General features: G+C 37.8%; 16 protein-coding genes. 6 read left to right on the forward strand and 10 right to left on the reverse strand.

Annotated elements, in window-relative coordinates; genetic code table 11:
• The first annotated feature begins 214 nt into the window (after positions 1–214).
• Positions 215–2,656, forward strand: coding sequence for a phenylalanine--tRNA ligase subunit beta (locus IPK91_11790; GenBank protein MBK8297935.1), 2,442 nt, complete (start codon positions 215–217; stop codon positions 2,654–2,656).
• Between the two features lie 184 nt (positions 2,657–2,840).
• Here IPK91_11790 and IPK91_11795 read toward each other — a convergent pair whose 3' ends face one another.
• Positions 2,841–3,926, reverse strand: a complete 1,086-nt coding sequence (locus IPK91_11795) for a site-2 protease family protein (protein ID MBK8297936.1) — start codon at positions 3,924–3,926, stop codon at positions 2,841–2,843.
• 8 nt (positions 3,927–3,934) lie between these two features.
• The gene (locus tag IPK91_11800; protein ID MBK8297937.1) at positions 3,935–5,104 is read right to left on the reverse strand and encodes an acyl-CoA dehydrogenase; all 1,170 of its coding nucleotides are present in this window, start codon (positions 5,102–5,104) and stop codon (positions 3,935–3,937) included.
• Positions 5,105–5,627: 523 nt separating this feature from the next.
• On the opposite strand from IPK91_11800, the gene IPK91_11805 reads away from it, so the two are divergent.
• Complete coding sequence (locus IPK91_11805; GenBank protein MBK8297938.1) at positions 5,628–6,308, forward strand: Abi family protein; 681 nt, start codon at positions 5,628–5,630, stop codon at positions 6,306–6,308.
• A 146-nt stretch (positions 6,309–6,454) separates the two neighbouring features.
• Here IPK91_11805 and rsgA read toward each other — a convergent pair whose 3' ends face one another.
• The 5 genes from rsgA to IPK91_11830 are packed head-to-tail and all read right to left on the reverse strand — an operon-like array spanning position 6,455 to position 10,912.
• Positions 6,455–7,402, reverse strand: a complete 948-nt coding sequence (gene rsgA, locus IPK91_11810) for a ribosome small subunit-dependent GTPase A (protein ID MBK8297939.1) — start codon at positions 7,400–7,402, stop codon at positions 6,455–6,457.
• A 1-nt stretch (position 7,403) separates the two neighbouring features.
• On the reverse strand, positions 7,404–8,171 hold the full coding sequence (locus tag IPK91_11815; GenBank protein MBK8297940.1) for a geranylgeranylglyceryl/heptaprenylglyceryl phosphate synthase: 768 nt from the start codon (positions 8,169–8,171) through the stop codon (positions 7,404–7,406).
• A gap of 51 nt (positions 8,172–8,222) precedes the next feature.
• Entirely contained in the window at positions 8,223–9,272 is a 1,050-nt protein-coding gene (locus IPK91_11820) for a rhodanese-related sulfurtransferase (GenBank protein MBK8297941.1), read from the reverse strand.
• Positions 9,273–9,285: 13 nt separating this feature from the next.
• Positions 9,286–9,483 (reverse strand): T9SS type A sorting domain-containing protein, encoded by a 198-nt coding sequence (locus IPK91_11825; GenBank protein MBK8297942.1) that lies wholly within the window; start codon positions 9,481–9,483, stop codon positions 9,286–9,288.
• Positions 9,461–10,912 carry a S8 family serine peptidase gene (locus IPK91_11830; protein MBK8297943.1) on the reverse strand — a complete coding sequence of 484 codons (1,452 nt, stop codon included), beginning with the start codon at positions 10,910–10,912 and terminating at the stop codon, positions 9,461–9,463. Before IPK91_11830 ends, IPK91_11825 begins: the two co-directional genes overlap by 23 nt.
• 214 nt (positions 10,913–11,126) lie before the next feature.
• Here IPK91_11830 and IPK91_11835 point away from each other — a divergent pair, with 214 nt between their 5' ends.
• From IPK91_11835 to IPK91_11850, 4 genes are all read left to right on the forward strand, one after another.
• On the forward strand, positions 11,127–12,137 hold the full coding sequence (locus IPK91_11835; GenBank protein ID MBK8297944.1) for a type 2 isopentenyl-diphosphate Delta-isomerase: 1,011 nt from the start codon (positions 11,127–11,129) through the stop codon (positions 12,135–12,137).
• An 87-nt stretch (positions 12,138–12,224) separates the two neighbouring features.
• Positions 12,225–13,493, forward strand: a complete 1,269-nt coding sequence (locus IPK91_11840) for a hydroxymethylglutaryl-CoA reductase (GenBank protein MBK8297945.1) — start codon at positions 12,225–12,227, stop codon at positions 13,491–13,493.
• Positions 13,494–13,963: 470 nt separating this feature from the next.
• A complete protein-coding gene (locus IPK91_11845; protein ID MBK8297946.1) occupies positions 13,964–14,308 on the forward strand; it encodes an alkylphosphonate utilization protein in 345 nt (114 codons plus the stop codon).
• 254 nt (positions 14,309–14,562) lie between these two features.
• Complete coding sequence (locus tag IPK91_11850; GenBank protein MBK8297947.1) at positions 14,563–15,225, forward strand: DUF937 domain-containing protein; 663 nt, start codon at positions 14,563–14,565, stop codon at positions 15,223–15,225.
• Here IPK91_11850 and IPK91_11855 read toward each other — a convergent pair.
• The 3 genes from IPK91_11855 to IPK91_11865 all read right to left on the reverse strand — a co-directional run bounded on the left by IPK91_11855 (position 15,196) and on the right by IPK91_11865 (position 19,598).
• Complete coding sequence (locus IPK91_11855; GenBank protein MBK8297948.1) at positions 15,196–16,614, reverse strand: hypothetical protein; 1,419 nt, start codon at positions 16,612–16,614, stop codon at positions 15,196–15,198. The genes IPK91_11850 and IPK91_11855 overlap by 30 nt on opposite strands.
• Positions 16,615–16,840: 226 nt before the next feature.
• Positions 16,841–18,634, reverse strand: coding sequence for a tetratricopeptide repeat protein (locus IPK91_11860; protein ID MBK8297949.1), 1,794 nt, complete (start codon positions 18,632–18,634; stop codon positions 16,841–16,843).
• A 133-nt stretch (positions 18,635–18,767) separates the two neighbouring features.
• Entirely contained in the window at positions 18,768–19,598 is an 831-nt protein-coding gene (locus IPK91_11865; GenBank protein MBK8297950.1) for an Omp28-related outer membrane protein, read from the reverse strand.
• Positions 19,599–19,651: the final 53 nt, after the last annotated feature.

The following is a 19,651-nucleotide window of genomic DNA, read 5'->3' on the forward strand; positions in this document are numbered from 1 at the left end:
CGGGTGGAAAACCAAGTTCTGAGTTAAATACAATTATGTAATTAATATTCATCCACACATCATAAAATAGGTCCTCAGACCTCCTTACGTTCAGACCTCCTGACGTTTAGACCTCCAGACCTTCAGACTTCCTCAACTCCGTTTTTATAAATAATTATCCACTATCCATTAACCAAAAATCTGGATTAATTTTGCCCCTCATTCTCATGAATTTATGCGTATTTCATTAAATTGGTTAAAGCAATACATTGATATTTCAGAAAGCGTGGATGAATTGGCTTCCATCTTGACTTCTTTGGGTTTAGAGGTAGAAAGCGTCGAAACAGTAGAAGCGCTCAAAGGGGGTTTAAAAGATATTGTAGTTGCGGAAATATTAGCGTGCTGGAAACACCCAAATGCAGATCGATTGCATTTAACAAAAGTTAATCCCGGAAATGGGACGACATTGCAAGTAGTTTGTGGAGCACCAAATGTTGCAGCAGGTCAGAAAGTGTTTCTTGCCCAGATTGGGGCTACCATGTACCCTAAAAATGGAGATTCTTTTGTGATTAAAGCTGGAAAAATACGGGGGGAAGCTTCAGAAGGCATGCTTTGTGCAGAAGACGAACTGGGATTGAGTGACAACCACGAAGGATTGTTACTACTCGATCCAAATGCCGTTCCAGGTACCCCGGCAGCAGAGTATTTGAATTTAAAAACAGATGTTTATTTTGAAATCGGTTTGACACCCAACCGGGCTGATGCCATGAGTCATTTGGGTGTAGCTAAAGATTTATTAGCCTGGTACCGCGTGCATAAAGATCCTACAAAGCAACTTCGCGAAATCGAATTGGGAACGTTGGAAACGCAGGTAAAATCATTGGACATGAAGGTCCAGGTTTTAAATTCGGCTTTATGTCCGCGCTATAGTGGGATCTGTATCTCAGGAATAGAAGTAAAGGAATCTCCTGATTGGCTGAAAACTGCCATTCGCAGCATGGATTTAAATCCTATAAACAATGTTGTAGATGTGACCAATTATATTTTGTATGAATTGGGTCAACCCTTGCATGCATTTGATTACGATAGGATAAAAGAGCACCGCATATTGGTAGATACCCTGGAGGCAGATACCAAATTTGTGACTTTGGATGGAGTTGAACGCAGTCTGCGTTCGGATGATCTGATGATTTGCGATAGCAGCAAACAAGGATTGTGTATGGCCGGTGTTTTTGGAGGGATGAATTCAGGAATTAGTAATTCAACAAAAACTATTTTTTTGGAATCTGCTCATTTCAATGCCAGCGCGGTACGAAAGTCCAGCATGTCACACAATTTGAGAACCCAATCTGCCCGTTGTTTTGAAAAAGGCTCCGATCCAAATCTAACGATTTTTGCATTGCAGCGTGCAATTTATCTTTTGCAAAAAACCTGTGATGCACAAATTAGCTCGGCTTTGATCGATTTATATCCTGAACCCATAACACCAGCTAAAATAAAATTAAATGTAAATCAAGCCATCCAATTATCTGGAATGGAATTGGATTTGGAAAAATTAAAGCAGGTCTTGTTTGCATTGGAAATGGAGATTGAAGATTTACAGAATGGATTCCTCCATGTTTTTGTTCCTACCAATAAACCCGATGTCTTACGAATGCCGGATGTGGTAGAAGAAGTATGTCGCGTATATGGATTTGAGCATATTCCAATTCCGGAAAAAATGCAAGTTTCTTTTCCAAAATCCAAAGGATCCTTGTATCCGATCCGAAAAGAAATTGCAGGTTTTCTGAGTGCAAATAATTTACAGGAGATTATGAGTTTATCCTTGATGCGTTCAGGGATTTGCATACAGTCTGGTTTATATCGGGAAGAAGATCTGGTAATTATTCACAACACATCCAATATTCATTTGAATGCGATGAAGCCAAGCATTTGTTTTGGTGGACTGGAAGCGATTCAATACAACAGCAACCGGCAACAAACAGATTTAGCATTTTATGAAATGGCTAAAACCTATATCCGGAATGGAGACCAGGTTCAAGAAAAATCAAAACTGGGAATCTGGTTATGTGGTTTGCAACATGCGGCACATTGGTCTGATCCAAAACCGGCCGCACAAAATTTTTATCAGATCAAAGCAGTTGTTGAAAGTATATTAAAGCAATTGCAATTGCCAATCCCAACTTTTGAATCTTTTGAAAACAAGCACGTATTTGAGTGGGGTGTTGAATATAAATCCGCAAACACGGACATCATTCAATTTGGAAAATTGCAATCTAAATTGCTTGCTATTTTTGATATTAAAAAAGAAGTTTATTACGCTGAAATAGATTTGGAAGCATTGGCTGCATTGATTTCAAATAAGCCGGTAGTGTTTTCAGAGTTTAGTAAATTTTTACCGATTAAAAGGGACCTGGCTTTAATTATTGATCAAAGCGTTCCATTTAATATATTAAAAGATATTGCAATTAAACATTCTAAGAATTTATTAAAATCAGTTCAGCTATTTGATATTTATGAAAATGCAGAACAAATAGGTCCTGGTAAAAAATCCTATGCCTTAAGTTTTACTTTTGAAAATCACGACCGTCAAATGAGTAGTGAAGAAATGGAAACGCTTATGAACGAACTCATTCAAATTTATAAGAATGAAGCAAATGCAGTTGTTAGGAGTTAGTGAGGAAGCTGTTAAGCGATTAAGCTGACAAGCTTTGTTTAGTCTGAAGGGGAAAAAGCTGATAAGCTATCAAGCTAACAAGCTAATTTAGCCTCTAGCCTCTAGCCCCAAAATCAGTAGTCAGTAGTTAACAGTCAGTAGTCAGTGAATGTGGATAAGCAATTAAGCCTCTAGCCTTTAGCCTTCAGCCCTCCAAATCTATGAGCTGCTGAACGCTTTCCTGATCCAAAACGCCGACAACGGCATCAGCTTCTGTGACTAAAATTAAATTGGTCTGACCGCGCAATGCATACAAGGCATGCGCAACGGAAGTACTTGAATTTAAACTTAAAATTTTGGGTTGATATATTTCTGAGATCCGTGTTTCCGGATTGAGTTTATATGCTGCTTTGATGGCTTTTGCAGTTACCGTGCCACAGTATTGACCATACAAATTGATCACCATAAAATGTTTGTTGGTTTGATGCATCATAAAATCATGTGCATCTTTAACCGTTGTATAATCTGTGAAACTGTGAAAGTCTTTTCGATAGCAATCCTGAATGGTTTTATTTTTTAAAACACTGTCGAGTGCTACACTTTTGTATTCCTGTGTAGCATTCAGAAAGATAAACACACCAATAATGGCAAGGGTATATGCTTCATAATACAAACCAACTATAATTAAGAAAACACAAATAATTTGTCCGACAATCGAAGCGATGCGAGTTGCTTTCAATCTACCAAATCCCATGGCCAGTAGGGCGCGCAAGACCCGCCCGCCATCCATTGGAAATGCAGGGATCATATTAAAAACCACCAGCATGATATTGGAAATCATCAACAGGGGAAGAAAGCCTTTCCAGTTTGAAAAATCGAGGTTTTGAAAATTATCCAAACTAAAATAAGGAATTCCATAAAGGCTCAGTAAGCTGATAAAAACTGCAATTGCTATAATGATATTTACCATTGGGCCCATAACGGCGATGATCAATTCCTGGATAGGTTTCTCCGGCATGTTGCGCAAACGGGCAACCCCTCCAATGGGCAATAAGATGATATCTTCTGTGCGGATGCCGTAGCGTTGGGCAGTCAGGGCATGTCCAAATTCATGCAGGACGACGCAAAAAAACATGGCCAGCACAAAACAGATTTCAATAAAAATGGCTTCGTAGCCTGCTCCCTGTGAAAAAGAAGTAGATGCAACATAGACTAATATAAGAATAAAGGTCCAATGGATTTTTACCGGTATTTTGGCAAAAGTCCCGACATGCCAAGCTTGTTCGAACATAGTTTTATTTATTCAATCCACATGGGTTGGTACAATTGCCCGGAGAGGATTGCTCTGGATATAACAATGCGTTGTACCTCAGAAGTTCCTTCATAGATCTGTGTAATTTTTGCATCGCGCATCAGGCGTTCAACGTGGTATTCTTTTACAAAACCATAGCCACCGTGAATTTGAACGGCTTCTACCGTATGGCGCATGGCTACATCGGAAGCAAATAATTTGGCCATGGCTGCGGCTGTACCAAAATCAAGACCCATGTCTTTCATCCAGGCGGCGCGCAATACCATGAGTCGGGCTGCTTCCACGTCGGTTGCCATATCCGCCAGTTTAAAGGCTATGGCCTGGTGGCTGGATATTGGTTTGCCAAAGGTTTTGCGCTCTTTACTATAATTTAAAGCCAGTTCGTAAGCCCCGGAAGCAATCCCTAAAGCTTGAGAAGCAATCCCAATCCGGCCACCGGTAAGTGTTTTCATGGCAAATTTGAAACCATCCCCCGGAGGGCCCAGTAAATTTTCTTTTGGTACGATCACATCATTATACATGATGCTGGTTGTATCGGACGAGCGAATGCCTAATTTATCTTCTTTACTTCCGATTGTTACGCCATTCCAACCTGCTTCAACGATAAACGTGCATATGCCCCGGCTACCGGCTTCCGGATTGGCCTGGGCCATTACCAGGTGTAAGCTGGAACTTCCCCCATTGGTGATCCAGTTTTTAGTACCATTGAGCAGGTAATGATCTCCTTTATCTTCGGCAGTTGTTTTTTGACTGGTGGCATCGCTGCCTGCTTCCGGTTCTGATAAACAGAATGAGCCGATCCACTCCCCACTGGTCAATCGGGGGAGGTATTTTTGTTTTTGTTCTTCAGTACCCATTTTTTCGAGTCCCCAACAAACCAGACTGTTGTTTACTGACATGATCACCGAACAGGAATTATCGATTTTACTGATTTCTTCCATGGCAAGGACATAGGAGATGGTATCCATGCCGCCACCGCCATATTCCGGGGAGACCATCATGCCCAAAAAGCCCATTTCGGCCATTTTCTGGACCTGCTCTTTGGGAAATTGCATTTTGGCGTCCCGCTCAATAACGCCCGGTAACAGCTCCCTGCGGGCAAAATCCCTGGCTGCATCCCGTACAGCTATCTGTTCTTCGGTCAATGTAAAATACATGGATTAAAATTTTTGCGAAGATACTAAAAGGCGGGGAGGCGGGTGAAAAATTGGATTAATTAGAAAGTCCTACGTACTGCTTAATGAAGATAAATGCAATTAAGTATAATTCTAGATGAATACTCCTTTTAATTTACAATCTGGATAAATGCAAATTTGCGATTGTTATAAATGAAATTTTCAAACCAATAAAAAGTCTAATCTTATATAGTTAATTAAAAAGGATTTATTCTCCTGATTTTCAAATTTAGTTCCCTCTTGTTAAATATATAATTCAAAAAAAATTATTCCATTTCTACGGATTTAATTTTAGGTAACTTAATATCGAGGATTAAAGAATTATCCTAGAATTCTAATGAAACAATATTATCTAAATGATTAGCTATCAAACAATTGAGCACAAATAAAAAAGCCCAACAATTGTTGGGCTTTTATCTTTTACTTGGTTACGTTGCTTACGCAAGAGGCTTTACCAAGCATCACGGAACAAATATCGTATAAAATCTCTAATTTTTCAAATAAAATGCTTTACTCTGAATTTACCTATAATTTCTCTCCGGCGCGGATTACAAGGTATTATAACGCCACTGGTAATCTGTTTGATAAAACTAAGCGATTATATATAGCAAATTTAAGAATTTCACAGTCCTTTCATCCATTATTAGGGGTCATAGAAGTTGTCTTAAGAAATAGACTCAATGAAATTCTAATTGCCCATTTTAGTGATTCAAATTGGATCATTAATCAGAAAAAAGGTTTTATGAGTAACAGCGTTCTGTCTGGAAATAATTATTATTTAAAAAATCAAATCTTAAATGCAGAAAATAAATTAAACAAATATTTTATTCCAATTACTCCAGGTAAAATTATAGGAGAATTAACATTCAGCTTTTGGACAGAGTTATTTGAAATATATCATTATAGATTATTGTCCGGAAAACCAATACAGATTTTTAGTTCCTTACCCACAAACATAAAAAGAAAACAAATATCGATGGAACTTAAAACTATTAGAAAATTTAGGAATAGGATTAACCATAATGAACCTGTTTGTTTTAATGGCAGTTCAATAGATTTTACGAGTGCAAATGAAGTTTACACATCAATTATTAATATATTAAATTGGATGGAACCAAAATTGATTCCATTTACCAACCCAATTGACTTTGTCAACTTAGCCATTTCAGATGCTCAATTAATATAAATTGATCAAATTTTTATTGAATTTAATTCCTACCTGCATAAAAAAATTCAAAATAATTTAATTCAATTATTACGAATTTAATTTTAAATTAGATCCAGGATTAAAATTTGTAATCTGTTTTAATGATTAACTAAATAAATACGCTTTCAATATTTCTTATTCCGTTCCCAATAATTCTGAGCTTCGATTTCTTCTAATACATTCAGATAATTTTTATAACGGACTTCACTGATAATTCCGGCAAGCATTTTTTCTTTTACAGCGCAATCGGGTTCGTTGCGATGCGTACATTGAGAGCCAAATTTGCAGGATGCAGATGCTTCAAAAAATTCGCGGTAATTGTGTGCAACATCCATAATTTCCAGATTATTAAATGACAGCGATTTAATTCCGGGCGTATCAATGATAAATGTTTGTTCATTTACCGGAAACATTTCTGCGAAGGTGGTGGTATGAATTCCTTTGCCGCTATAACCGGACAACTGACTGGTTTTTAATTTTAAATCTGGTTGCAAACTGTTAATTATAGATGATTTACCTACGCCCGATTGTCCGGAAAGTAAGTTTACGTTTCCTTGGATGCATTGTTTTAATGAAGCAATGCCGGTTTGATCTTTGGATGAAACCGCTAAAACTTTGTAGCCAATGCTTTCATATAAATTTTTAATATCCGTGTAGATCATGCGATCTACTTCTGTATAAATATCCCATTTATTAAAAACAAGAAGGACCGGAATATTTTGAGGTTCTGTGGTCAATAAAAAACGATCGATAAATCCGGCTTTCAAATCGGGTTCGCGAATGCTGGTAATTAAAATGGCCTGGTCAATGTTGCAGGCAATTAAATGCAATTGCATGCGGGATTTCGGCGATTGCCGGGCGATGTAATTTTTACGGGGAAGTACAGATTTAATTAAACCATTGATTTCATCTTCCAATTCGACTTCCACTTCATCTCCTACGGCCACGGGATTGGTTAAATTTTCTTTGTCAAGTTTTAGTTTTCCAACAATCCTGCTGGGAATGGTTTTTTGAATTTCATTTACCCAGACTTCATACCAACTTCCTGTGGAGCGAAAAATCAATCCATGCATTTCAGGATTTTTTTACTTGTAGCGGTGAATGGTTCTTTACCAATTCTGCAATGGTTTTGAGTTGTTTGGGATCTTCTTCCAATAAATTTCCAACTACAATCAGATCTGCTCCTGCCTGAAGGATGTTGTAAACGGTTTCCCCATCGCGAATTCCACCACCTACAAGGATTGGCAAACGGATGTGGGCACTCAATTTTTGAATCATGGTTTCCGGAACTGGTTTTCTGGCACCACTTCCTGCATCCAGATAAAGCAGTTGCATATTGAGCAACTCGCCTGCCATGGCTGTAGCCAGAGCAATATCCGGCTTATTGGCAGGTATGGGTTGGGTTTGACTGATATAAGCTGCTGTGTTGGCTTGCGCACCATCTATCAATAAGTAAGCGGTTGAAATGACTTCCAGTTGACTGGCTTTGAGTCGCATGGCCGATTCAACATGTTTACCTATTAAATAGTCGGGATTTCTTCCAGAAATTAATGACAATAATAAAATAGCATCCGCTCCGGGATGTATTTGTTGACTATTTCCGGGAAAGAGTACAATAGGAATATTGGTCATCTCTCGAATCAACTTGATGGTTTCATCCATCCGATCCTGTAAGATTAAACTGCCGCCCAGAAAAAAATAATCAACGCCTTGCTTTTGTGACAATGCAAGGGTTTGTTCGAGATTTTTTAATTTCAGATAATCGGGATCAATTAAAACAGCCAGGCTTTTAATGCCAAGTGATTTTTTTTTCAAGATTCCTTTTAACAGCTGTTTTGACATGTTTGCAATTTAATAATGGGTTCTTTAGAAGCTTTAGCCAATAGCTGCAAATTATTCACTCAAATTGAGGGCTTCGTCTTTTCCCAAAGCTTTGTAACGGCCTTTTGAAAATTTACTTCCATTAAATTCAAGCGTTGGTTTGATTTGTTCTTGTGTGATGGCATCGAGTTTAATAAAATCTGCACAGCGCTTCGAACAACACGCTTCGTATTTAATTGCACATTCCGGGCATTGTATAAATAAAATATGGCATTGATCGTTTTTGCAATTGACGTGATGATCACAAACAGCACCACATTGATGACAATGACTGATTACTGAATCGGTGATCCGCTCGCCCAATCGTTCGTCAAATACAAAATTCTTTCCTAAAAATTTATTTTCAAGATTTTGTGATTTTACTTGTCTGGCATATTCAATGATGCCGCCATTTAATTGAAATACATGTTTAAAGCCTTTGTATTTCATAAATGCACTTGCTTTTTCACAGCGAATGCCACCGGTACAATACATGAGTATGTTTTTATCCTTGTATTCCTCCAACTGAGTGGCAATGATCGGAAGAGATTCCCGAAACGTAACGACATCCGGGGTGATGGCATTTTCAAAATGACCAATTTCTGATTCATAATGGTTGCGCATGTCAACAATGAGTGTATCGGGTTGATTGCACAGCTTATTAAAATCTGCTGCATCGACATGCACTCCACATTGGGTTACATCAAATTCAGGGTCCTCAATGCCGTCGGCAACGATTTTAGTACGTCGTTTGATGACGAGTTTGAAAAAAGATTTTCCATCATCTTCAATAGCATAATTCAAACGGATGTTTTTTAAAAATTCGATCTCATCCAGAGTACTTATAAACAAATTTAAATTTTCTTTTGGAACAGAAATCTGTGCATTGATTCCTTCGTGTGCCAGATAAATTCTTCCCAAGGTGCCCAGATCATCCAGTTTTTCGAATAAGTAATTTCGAAAAAAATCCGGATTTAAAATTTTACAATATTTATAAAATGAAATGGTGATGCGTTCTTCTTGACTGCTCCGCATTTTTTCAATCAAGATTTCCCGGTCAATGGTATTGTAAAGTTTTCTCATAAAAAACCAAGCCTTACATTTTTACAAAAGACCTTTTTTCTGTTCCGGAAACAGATTGGATAAAATAAACTCCCGGTTTCAGCTCCGATAAATTTTCAGTGTGTTGTTTGTCATTAAACGAAATGCGTTTTAACTCTTTTCCCAAAGCGTCCATAAGTACAAATTCAGTTTGCATTCCTTTGAGAATTTCAATTTGCAATACATCGTACACCGGATTTGGATAAATTTGAAATGCAGTGGCTTCGTTTTCTATGGTACCCACATACAATTGTGCTTTTTTTTACTGCTTTCAGCGCATCAATCAAACCGTAACCGTAAGTATTGTTTGGAATGCGGGTTCCAGAGTATGGAAAGCAATCAAAATCAGCTACAAAAGGTTCGGCGGTTTCTTCAATAATGCTTTCAATGGTTTCAACCCGTCCAGCTAAAAGTGGATTGGCTGAAATCATCAAAGCAACTAAGCCAGCGACATGCGGACCGGCCATACTGGTTCCATTCCAGGATGCAAATTGGCCATCGGGCAGGGTTGACAATACATCTGAACCCGGTGCCACTACATTGGGTTTGATTCGTGTTGCTTTGTAATTATTTACCGGACCGTTGCTGCTGAAATTGCTGATGTGATTGTCAGGATGAAAAGCACCAACCGAAAAACTTCCATCGTAAATGGCTGGAACATGTCGCAAAGTATTGCAAGCGGCACCGTCATTGCCCGCTGAAACAACGACCACGACTCCGGCTTTACGTAAATTTTCTACGACCAATTCCATAATTGGAAATACAGTGGTGTCACAACCTTCTTCTAAACTGCAATACCAACTGTTGTTAATGACATGCGGTGCCAATTCAGGTTTAGGATTTTTTCCATCTAAGTCATAAGGCGCCAGAAAAAACTCAAAACATTCAATATACGTTGAAGGAGCGCCATTTCCTTGTTCCATATTCCGGCATCCAATCCATTGAGCTTCCGGAGCCATACCAATAGCATGTTCTGCGGTTTCACCGACCATGGTCCCTACGGTGTGGGTACCGTGTGAATTGTCATCGCAAGGTTCTTTAAGATTCAGTCCGCAAGGATTGTTTGGATTGCCACTCAAGGGACTGATTTGATGAATGGCATCGTGCCAATTGTAATTGTGATCTATCAGTCCATTGGTATTTCCACGATAACGCGCTTTGATAGCAGCGACATCCCAGCGTACCCCAGTATCTTCACCGGCTACAACAATGCCCTGACCTTTAATTCCCAAATCCCATACCTGGTCAGCACCGACTCGTTTAATGCCCCAGGTAATCTCTGGAGCCCTTTGAGTTAAATGAATGCTTGGATCCTGTTGAGGAACCCCCCGTTGAGGAGAATCGTAACTGATCCGGTCGACCTCTTCGAGAGCAGCAATTTGAAGGATAGTTTCTTTTGTTAGTTCAGTCCAAAGCGCATTCACCAGATAAAAGGATCGGAAGGAGATGTTTTTTGATTGGAGTAATTCCTGACATTTTTTTTGACTCAATCCCGAGGTATGATTTAAGACCTGATAAGCATAAGCTGCTTTTTGTTCTTTACTCCAATTGTAATTGATACCAGAAAGATCTGCTTGTTGTTTAAATTGGATTAAAACCGGTATTTTTTGGTTTGTTTCCATTTTTTTTAACAAAGCAGACGAAATCTGTGACTGGCTGGAAGAAGATATTAAAATAAATAATAATATATAAGGCTTCATCGCTGAATTTTTTGCAAATTTATTGAATATTTTGTTGGCGTTCAAATTCTTGTTGTAAACATATAACGTAAAATCCAGGCTCTGGGTTAATTAATCTAATTTTACACGGTTTTGTTATTCATGTACAAATCACTAAATGGCAAGTTTTCCAGAAAACCGATCCGACCGTAAAAAAGATCATATCGAGCTGGCTTTTAAGTCACAAACCGGAATTCCGGATTTGGATGCCCGTTTTTATTATGAGCCCGTTTTAAGCAAGCATCCATCTGAAAATCAAATTCAAGCCATTGCTTTTGGCAATAAGACCCTATCCTATCCGATCTGGGTATCCAGCATGACCGGTGGCACAGCGCAAGCAAAAAAAATAAATGAAAATCTGGCTTTGGCATGCCGGGAATTTGGTTTAGGCATGGGGCTCGGTTCTTGTCGAAAATTAATAGAACACCCTGAATTGTTACCGGATTTTGATATGCGGGAACTTATTGGAAATGATTTGCCTTTGTATATCAATTTAGGGATTGCTCAAATTGAGCAATGGTTTATGCAATCCAAACAGGAATTAATTAAAAAATTGGTGGATATGCTGCGTGCTGATGGATTGATTATTCATGTCAATCCATTGCAGGAGTTTATGCAGGCTGAAGGAGACCGCTTTAAAAATCCGCCCATCGACACCATAAAAAAAGTATTGGATCAATTTAGTTTTCCGGTGATTGTTAAAGAAGTTGGACAAGGCATGGGACCTGAAAGTTTAAAAGCATTGTTGCAACTGCCCTTACAGGCAATTGAATTTGGAGCATTTGGAGGAACCAATTTTGCATTGCTTGAATTGAATCGCAAGGAAGGTTCACCAAGTCTTCTGGCCGGATTGGCTCAAATTGGACATTCCGCTGAGGAAATGATGCACTATTGCAATGTCCTTGCTGCAAATGAAGTCATTTCCTGCAAACAATTGATTGTATCAGGAGGGGTCCGCGATTATCTCGATGGGTATTACTACATCAGTAAAAGCAAGATACCGGCACTTTACGGCCAAGCTTCTGGTTTTTTAAAATACGCACAAGGATCTTATGAAGAGTTGCGATATTTTGTTCAACAACAAATTCGTGGTTTAAATCTTGCATTTTCTTTTTTAAAAGTTAAATAATCATTGGACACTAAAAAAACGGCTCCGGAATCTGGAAAAAAAATATCCGGATTTTCAAAACTATCCAAGCGAGGTAAAATCAAATGGATGGTAGAGCATTTTTTTAAAGATCCTGAAAATGTGATGCACGAACTCATGAGTTACTGGCATCACAATGAAGACCAACAAAAAATATTGGATGGGTTTAGTGAAAACACCATCACGAATTTTCCTTTGCCATACAGTGTTGCGCCCAATTTTTTAATCAATGGAAAGACCTATTGTGTACCCCTGGTAACTGAAGAAAGCAGTGTAGTAGCTGCAGCAGCATCAGCAGCAAAATTTTGGATGGATCGTGGTGGATTTTATGCTGAAGTATTAAATACAAAGAAATTAGGACAGATTCATTTTAAGTGGAAGGGAACGGCAGAACAATTAAAACAATTTCTTCCGGATATTCAGGAACTGATGTTGGCAAATGCAAAAGATGTCACACAAAATATGTTTCAGCGCGGTGGTGGTGTAGAATCGTTTGAATTAAAACAATTGGATGGGATCCCAAACTATTTTCAATTGCTGATTGGTTTTCAAACCTGTGACTCAATGGGAGCTAATTTTATTAATTCCTGTTTAGAATCTTTCAGTAGTAGTTTGGAAAATTATTTTTTAAATAAGGTTTCACTGCCTGATGATTTGCGTGATGCGGAAATTATCATGAGTATTTTATCCAATTATACACCGGAATGTTTGGTACGTGCCTGGGTGCAATGTCCTATATCTGAATTGGGTGAATTTGCTGGAAATCTCAAGGCGGCTGAATTTGCGGAGCGATTTTATACAGCAGTGCAAATTGCAAAAGAAGATCCTTATCGTGCAGTCACACACAACAAAGGAATTTTTAATGGCATAGATGCGGTCGTATTGGCTACTGCAAATGATTTTCGGGCAGTAGAAGCATGCGGTCATGCCTACGCAGCGCGAAACGGAAGCTACAGCAGTTTAAGCGATTGCAGGCTTGAAGATGGCATGTTTTATTTTTCATTAGAACTCCCAATCGCGTTGGGAACTGTCGGTGGATTGACAGCATTACATCCAATGGCTAAACGATCTTTAGAATTATTAGAAAACCCTTCAGCTGAATCTTTAATGATGATTACAGCAGCCACGGGTCTCGCACAAAATTTTGCAGCAGTCCGATCCTTGATAACAACAGGGATACAATATGGCCATATGAAAATGCATCTGGTCAATATTTTACATCACTTCAAAGCAAATGAACAGCAAATCGAAGCAGCCAAAATTTATTTTTCAAAAAACAAAGTGAGCTTTCATGATGTGCGCAGTTTCCTGGAAATGTGGAAGGGGGATAGTCTATAGAAAGGAAGAGTCTGTAGGAATTTTGCAATTCTGTAATGCTGCAATGCTGCAATGGAGGAGTGCGTCTGTAGTCTCTAGCGAGGAAGTCTGAAGAGAAATGCTGCAATGATACAATGCTGCAATACTACAATGGTGCAATGCTACAATGGTGCAATGCTATAATGCTGCAATGCTGCAATACGGCAATGCTAAAATGCTACAATTAAAAATGAAAATTGAGCATTTCTTTGCGTCTTTGCGACTCTGCGAGAATTCTTGATAGCTTATCAGCTTAATAGCTTATTAGCTTTTTGTTCCATTCAGACTACAGACTCTAGACTCCTCTTTTCCTTAAGCCAATCAGCCTTCCAGCCTTTCAGCCAACCTTAATAACTTGTTAGCTTTTTTCGTACAGACTGCAGACTGCAAGTTTTCAATTCTAGTTAGCGTGTGATATTTTTATAACTTTGCATTCTTAAATTCAATTAATTATGGAATATCCAATTTGCCCCAAATGTAAAAGTGGCAACACTTATCCTTTTGAAGATAATTACATTTGTCCTGATTGTTTTCACGAATGGAGCCTTCATGAACAAATTGAAACCCCAGAGTCTGGAGAACTGGTTGTAAAAGATGCAAATGGTGTTGTTTTGCAAAATGGAGATACCGTTATAACCATCAAAAATTTACCCTTAAAAGGAAGTTCTCAATCCATCAAAGTAGGCACTAAAGTCAAAAAAATTCGATTGACGGATGGCGACCATAACATTGATTGTAAGATTGATGGTTTTGGTGCTATGGCATTGAAATCTGAGTTTGTGAAGAAAGTGATTTAGTCTATAGTCTGTTGGAAAGATGGGAAATGCAGTAAAGCTGCAATCCTACAATACTGTAATGCTACCATGTTACAATAATGCAGTGCTTTAATACTGCAATGCAACAATGCTGCAATTTTACGATGTTACAATGCTGACAGGGTGGGATGAATTGAAATTACGACTTCATTAAGGCAAAACAAATCACAATTAAAACTAAACCTTTTCATTGATAATTTGTTTCCCCTGTATTCCTAAATTAAATATGCAATCGTATGGATTTAATGCAACTGCTTCAAGAGCAATTAAGCGGAACTGTTTTAAGCCAAGTAAGTGAACAAATTGGTGCCAGCGAAGAGCAAACGGCTCAGGCTGCTGGAGGTATTTTTGCTTCTTTGGTAGGTGGTTTGGCAAACAATGCAGCCAGCCCTTCTGGATTATCTGCATTATCAGCCGCATTGGATCGGGATCATGACGGTTCGGTTTTGGATGATATTATGGGATTGGTAGGCGGTATGGCACAAGGTGCATCGCCTGCAACCAATGGTTTAGGCATCTTAAATCATATTTTAGGAGGCAAACAAGAACAAGTTGCTCAACAAGTCAGTCAGAGTTCCGGGTTGAATATGGGGCAAATCATGAAGTTAATGCCCATTTTGGCTCCCATTGTCATGGGATTGATTGGAAAAATGCGCAATTCAAATACCACACAGGGACAGGGTTCTGGTGGAGGTTTATTTGATCTTGCTTCTATTTTGATGGGATCAGCACAATCTGCACAGGGTGGTGGATTTGGGGATCTGATCGGCACCGTATTGGGTGGCGTGCTAGGAGGTGCACAATCCGCTCCTCAAGAACAACAAACGGCTCAATCACAAGCCCCTCAGGCTGGTGGCTTGTTTGGTAAATTACTCGGAAGTATTTTTAAAGGAAGATAATTCCTGTTTGGAAAAATTGTTTTGAGTTTCCCAATATTTCAACACAAGTTGTAATAGAATTATAGTTGCAAAAAAGGGTATGAGCCAAATAACCCTACTTTGATACCTGTCTAATACCGTTGAAAATGTACTGCAAATAAATGCATTGCTTATTTCAAATACTGCCAATAATAAAATGCCTTGTTTGATCCTATAATCCCATTCAATAGTATTTATTACAAAAGGCAATGTAAGTATGCACAATGCGAGATAAACAATTATAATTTGTATGGTATTTAAAAATTCAAAGTCCAGCAAATGGTTAAATTGATGAGCCGCCAGAAACTCTTTTCGTTCTGATGGCATGTATTTTCTGATTTCTATTAATGGGGGATTAATCATTTCTCCGTTCGGGGCATCTCCAGTATTGAATTTGAATAGTTGCTTAAAAGTTTGTTGAATACTCTTTAAAACAAACAAGGGACCGTAGTTTCGAGAAAACACTATTTCTTTTATTAAATGTTCATCTTCTGATTTATGTAAGTTCCAATCCCCTGAATTAGTAATAGGGCTTTTCATATCCCATATCAGATCCCAAGGAAGGCTGTCTTTAAATTGACATAAATAGAATGGTGCTTTATTACAGTATTCATTTAAAAAAGGAACCAGTAATTCGTTATCGTGGATTTTATTTAAAATAAATGCATGAGATGCTTGAGAAAGGCTCCATTTCTTACTTAAGTAAAAATTTATAACCAAAGAAAAACCTACACTAATTAATATAAGTAAGAGTAATTTTTGTATGAAATAAATTTTTGAAATAAATTTTTGAAATAAATTTTTGAAATAAATTTTTGAAATAATAGAAACTAAAAAAAATCCAAAAATAAAAATCGAGATAAGCAAATGAGAATGATGAGTTAAAATACTCGCAATGAATAAAACCCACAAAATAAACTTGTGAAAAATATTCAAATCGGGCATAGCATAGAGAATGAAAACTATTAGAAATAGAAAAGAGGTAAAAATATCAGGAGTAATCATGCTTACATTAAAACTAACACCCGTTGTCAAGCATAAAAATGTTAAAATAAAAAAATAGTAAAAATTAAAATAGGTTGAACCTATAAACTCTTTTAGAATTAAATACACAAGGTAAGCGAGTATAAAACTTTGTACAAAAACCACATTCCATAGTGAAGTTGAAAAACTCACAATTCTAACAAATAAGCCATAAAAAATAGGCCGATCAATCGGAACGAAGACTTCAAATCCAGATCGTATATAAGTTCCTGTGTCTGGGTAAACAAATGGATACGAATTGTAACAAGCTAATCTTAAAAGAATGATGCTTCCGAGAACTATAATTCCAAAAACAGTCAAGCGTTTTTGAAAATGTAAATTTTTCATAGGAAAGAAAAGGATGATTATTTAAAGCAAATATAGTTGAAAATTGTATCAACTCAAAAGTATCAATCAATTTATAATAGCAAATGTAAAGGGATTGCTATTATGTTTTGCAATAAAATGTAAGATATTGAGAATTTCTACTGCGGATTTGACCATTACTAAAAGCAAGCGACTTTATATCTAACAGGACATATATGTCTTTTGAATTAAGATTTACAAAGCCTAATTATTGCACCTTATCCCCGCGCAAAACCCGATAGCGTTTACGGGCTTCAACTGCTAATACAGAATTACTAAAATCCACAAATAATTTTTCGTAAAGCTCTTTGGCTTTTTCTTTATTGTTGAGTTGGTAGTCGTAAATTTTTGCAAGTTCATAGAGGGAATTGTCAGCACGAATTTCTTCTTTATGTTTTTCAAGAATGAGCTCGTATTTCTGAATAGCTAATTCGGTTTTTTTCTGATGATTATAAATACGCGCTTCCAAAAACCAAACATCATCTTCCAGATATTTTGAATCCGGATCGGTGAAGGGGATTTGATTCAATTTAACCAGAGCAGAATCGTATTGATTTTGAAATACTTTGAGTTCTGCTTGTGAATACAACATTAGGGATTCACCGGTGGTATCCTGGTTTAAATTGTCCTGGATAAATACAGATAAATCAATGGCATCATTTGAAATCAGTTTACTGGTAGCACGCTTTAAAATACTAAACTGTTCCTGTGCCCAACTAAAATCTCCTGCAAAATAGGACAGTCGTGCATTCCGAAAACGTGCCATTTCACCCAACTCGTCTTCCTTAAAATCTTTGTCCACTTGTGAATACAATAAACTGGCTTCCCAACGCTCTCCACTGATTAAATAATAATCTGCTAAATCCAGTTTGGCTTGCGCTTTTAAATGCATTTCAATGTAATTGCTGTTGACAACTTCCAATAGAATGCTGATTGCTTTTGGCAAATTATTTAAATAGCGAGCTTCCAATTCAGCGTATTCTATCAATAAGGATGCAGATAAATAATTGCTGCCAAATTCATTTTTATAATTCTGATAATCCGCTTCGAGCGACAACAGATCCTGGGTTTTATAATCATTCTGATCTACAATCATACGACGTCTGCATGCCAAGACCTGGCGATTGGCATCGTGATAATATGAACCCGACGGTCCAGCTTCCTTAATGTAATTAAAACCATCGATTGCAGTTCGCAAATCATTATCAACCGCTGCGGCCATCGCCAAATTAAAAACACGGGTACCATTTTCTTTAAGTTTTCGATCCAATGCTTTTGCCTGACGCAAAGCACCGGGATATTCTTTCATTTGAGTTAGGGCCCATTGAAGCAACTCAGCTTCAGGAATTGCTTCCGGATTTTTTTCAAGTCGTTGATAAATTTGTTCTGTCAGAATTTGGTATTGTTCCGGACTTAAATAGGCAATCAATAAACTTTGGACGCTCATGAGCTGAACGGAATTGTTTTCGATTCCATCTAATAAATACCGGACCATCGTTTCGATATCTCCTTTCCGCCGATACAAATCTGCAAGATTGTAGGTAAAATAGGCCTGGGGTTTTAAAATTTTCTCTCCTTTCTCATAGGTTTTAATTGCCAGGTCGTATCGTGCATTTTGGATAAATACATTTGCAAGCCGGTGGATTACCGACACATCCGGTCCCAATTTATCGATGGCCTCATTAAATTGTTTTTCAGCTTTCTCCGGTTGATTTCGATTGATTAACAGATTGCCATAGGTAGCATATAAACTCACTTCTCTGGGTCTCTTATTTATTTCTGTGCGTACAATGTTTTCGCATTCTTCATAGCGTTTCAATAACATCAGGCAATCCAGATATCGACTGAAAAAATTGTCATTTCCTGGATTTTTTTGATACATGGATTGATACAGGCTGGCCGCTTTTTCATATTCACCATCATTAAAATACTGTTGAGCCAGGCGTGGATCCTGGGCTTGCAATGTCGAATTCAAAAACAAAACAAAAAACAAAAGAAACATGCGCATATGGTCTAAAACGAATTTTTAAGGTAAATAGTTTTTGATGGATTGTTACGTCTACCAAGCGTCCCATTCCCATCCCCTTCCCAAACCTGGGGTTTAAAACCCAGGTTTGGGAAGGGGATGGGAAAGATTATTTCAATTTAACTTCAGCAGCCTGGAGTACATATTTTTCAACTTCATCCAAAGAAACGTAGGCAAAAATCTCACAATGCTCCGGTTTCCAAAGGATGTTGTCTAGGGGTAAAGTAAAGCTGTATTCTTTCTCTAGGGCTTGATTCACAGTGATCCCATCAGCAATTTTATCACCAGGAATTGGGGATAGCATTTTACGCAAGGCATGGTTGTGTACAAAGTCAATTAATTTACCGGTATTATCTAGTTGATCTGCAATGATTTCGGATTCTGTAATGCCACAATGGATGTGCAATGGTTTAGAAAGTGCTGCTAAACCTTTTACTTTTAATGTTACTTTTAATTCTCGGGTGGTTTCATTATAGCTTTTATCTATAATCAATTCGACTATAGGATCTTTCTTTAATTCTTCTTCTACAATACCCCGCCAACTATCTGGTGAACCGTATCGGTAGGTTTGATTGGTAGCATCGTAAGCACGGTTGAAAGCAGCTTCTGGTTTTGAAAACCAGCTGCCTAAAAAAGTTTCAATGGCTTGTGCATCGGGAGTTCTTAAATTGACCTGGCCGGCGGTGGCAGGTGCGCCTAGAAAATTTGAATGCACCGCAACAACGACTACATTGTCGGGATACGCATTGCGGATCGCTGTGGTTTGTGTAATTCCTTTTGGACAATTGACACAGGAAGCGCCTGTAAATTCTTCAATCAACACCACGCGTTTCGTTTTTTCAGGAGGGGTCGTATTGTTATTTAAAGGAATTTCGACTTCCCAATCCGAACAAGAAAAGAGAACAGAAATTGAAATTAAGATGAAAAGTATTTTTTTCATATAAGAAATTATTATTTGACTCAAAACAATTTAGGCAAGTAGCAAATACGAAT

Source organism: Saprospiraceae bacterium (assembly GCA_016712145.1).
In the GTDB taxonomy this organism is placed as follows: domain Bacteria; phylum Bacteroidota; class Bacteroidia; order Chitinophagales; family Saprospiraceae; genus Vicinibacter.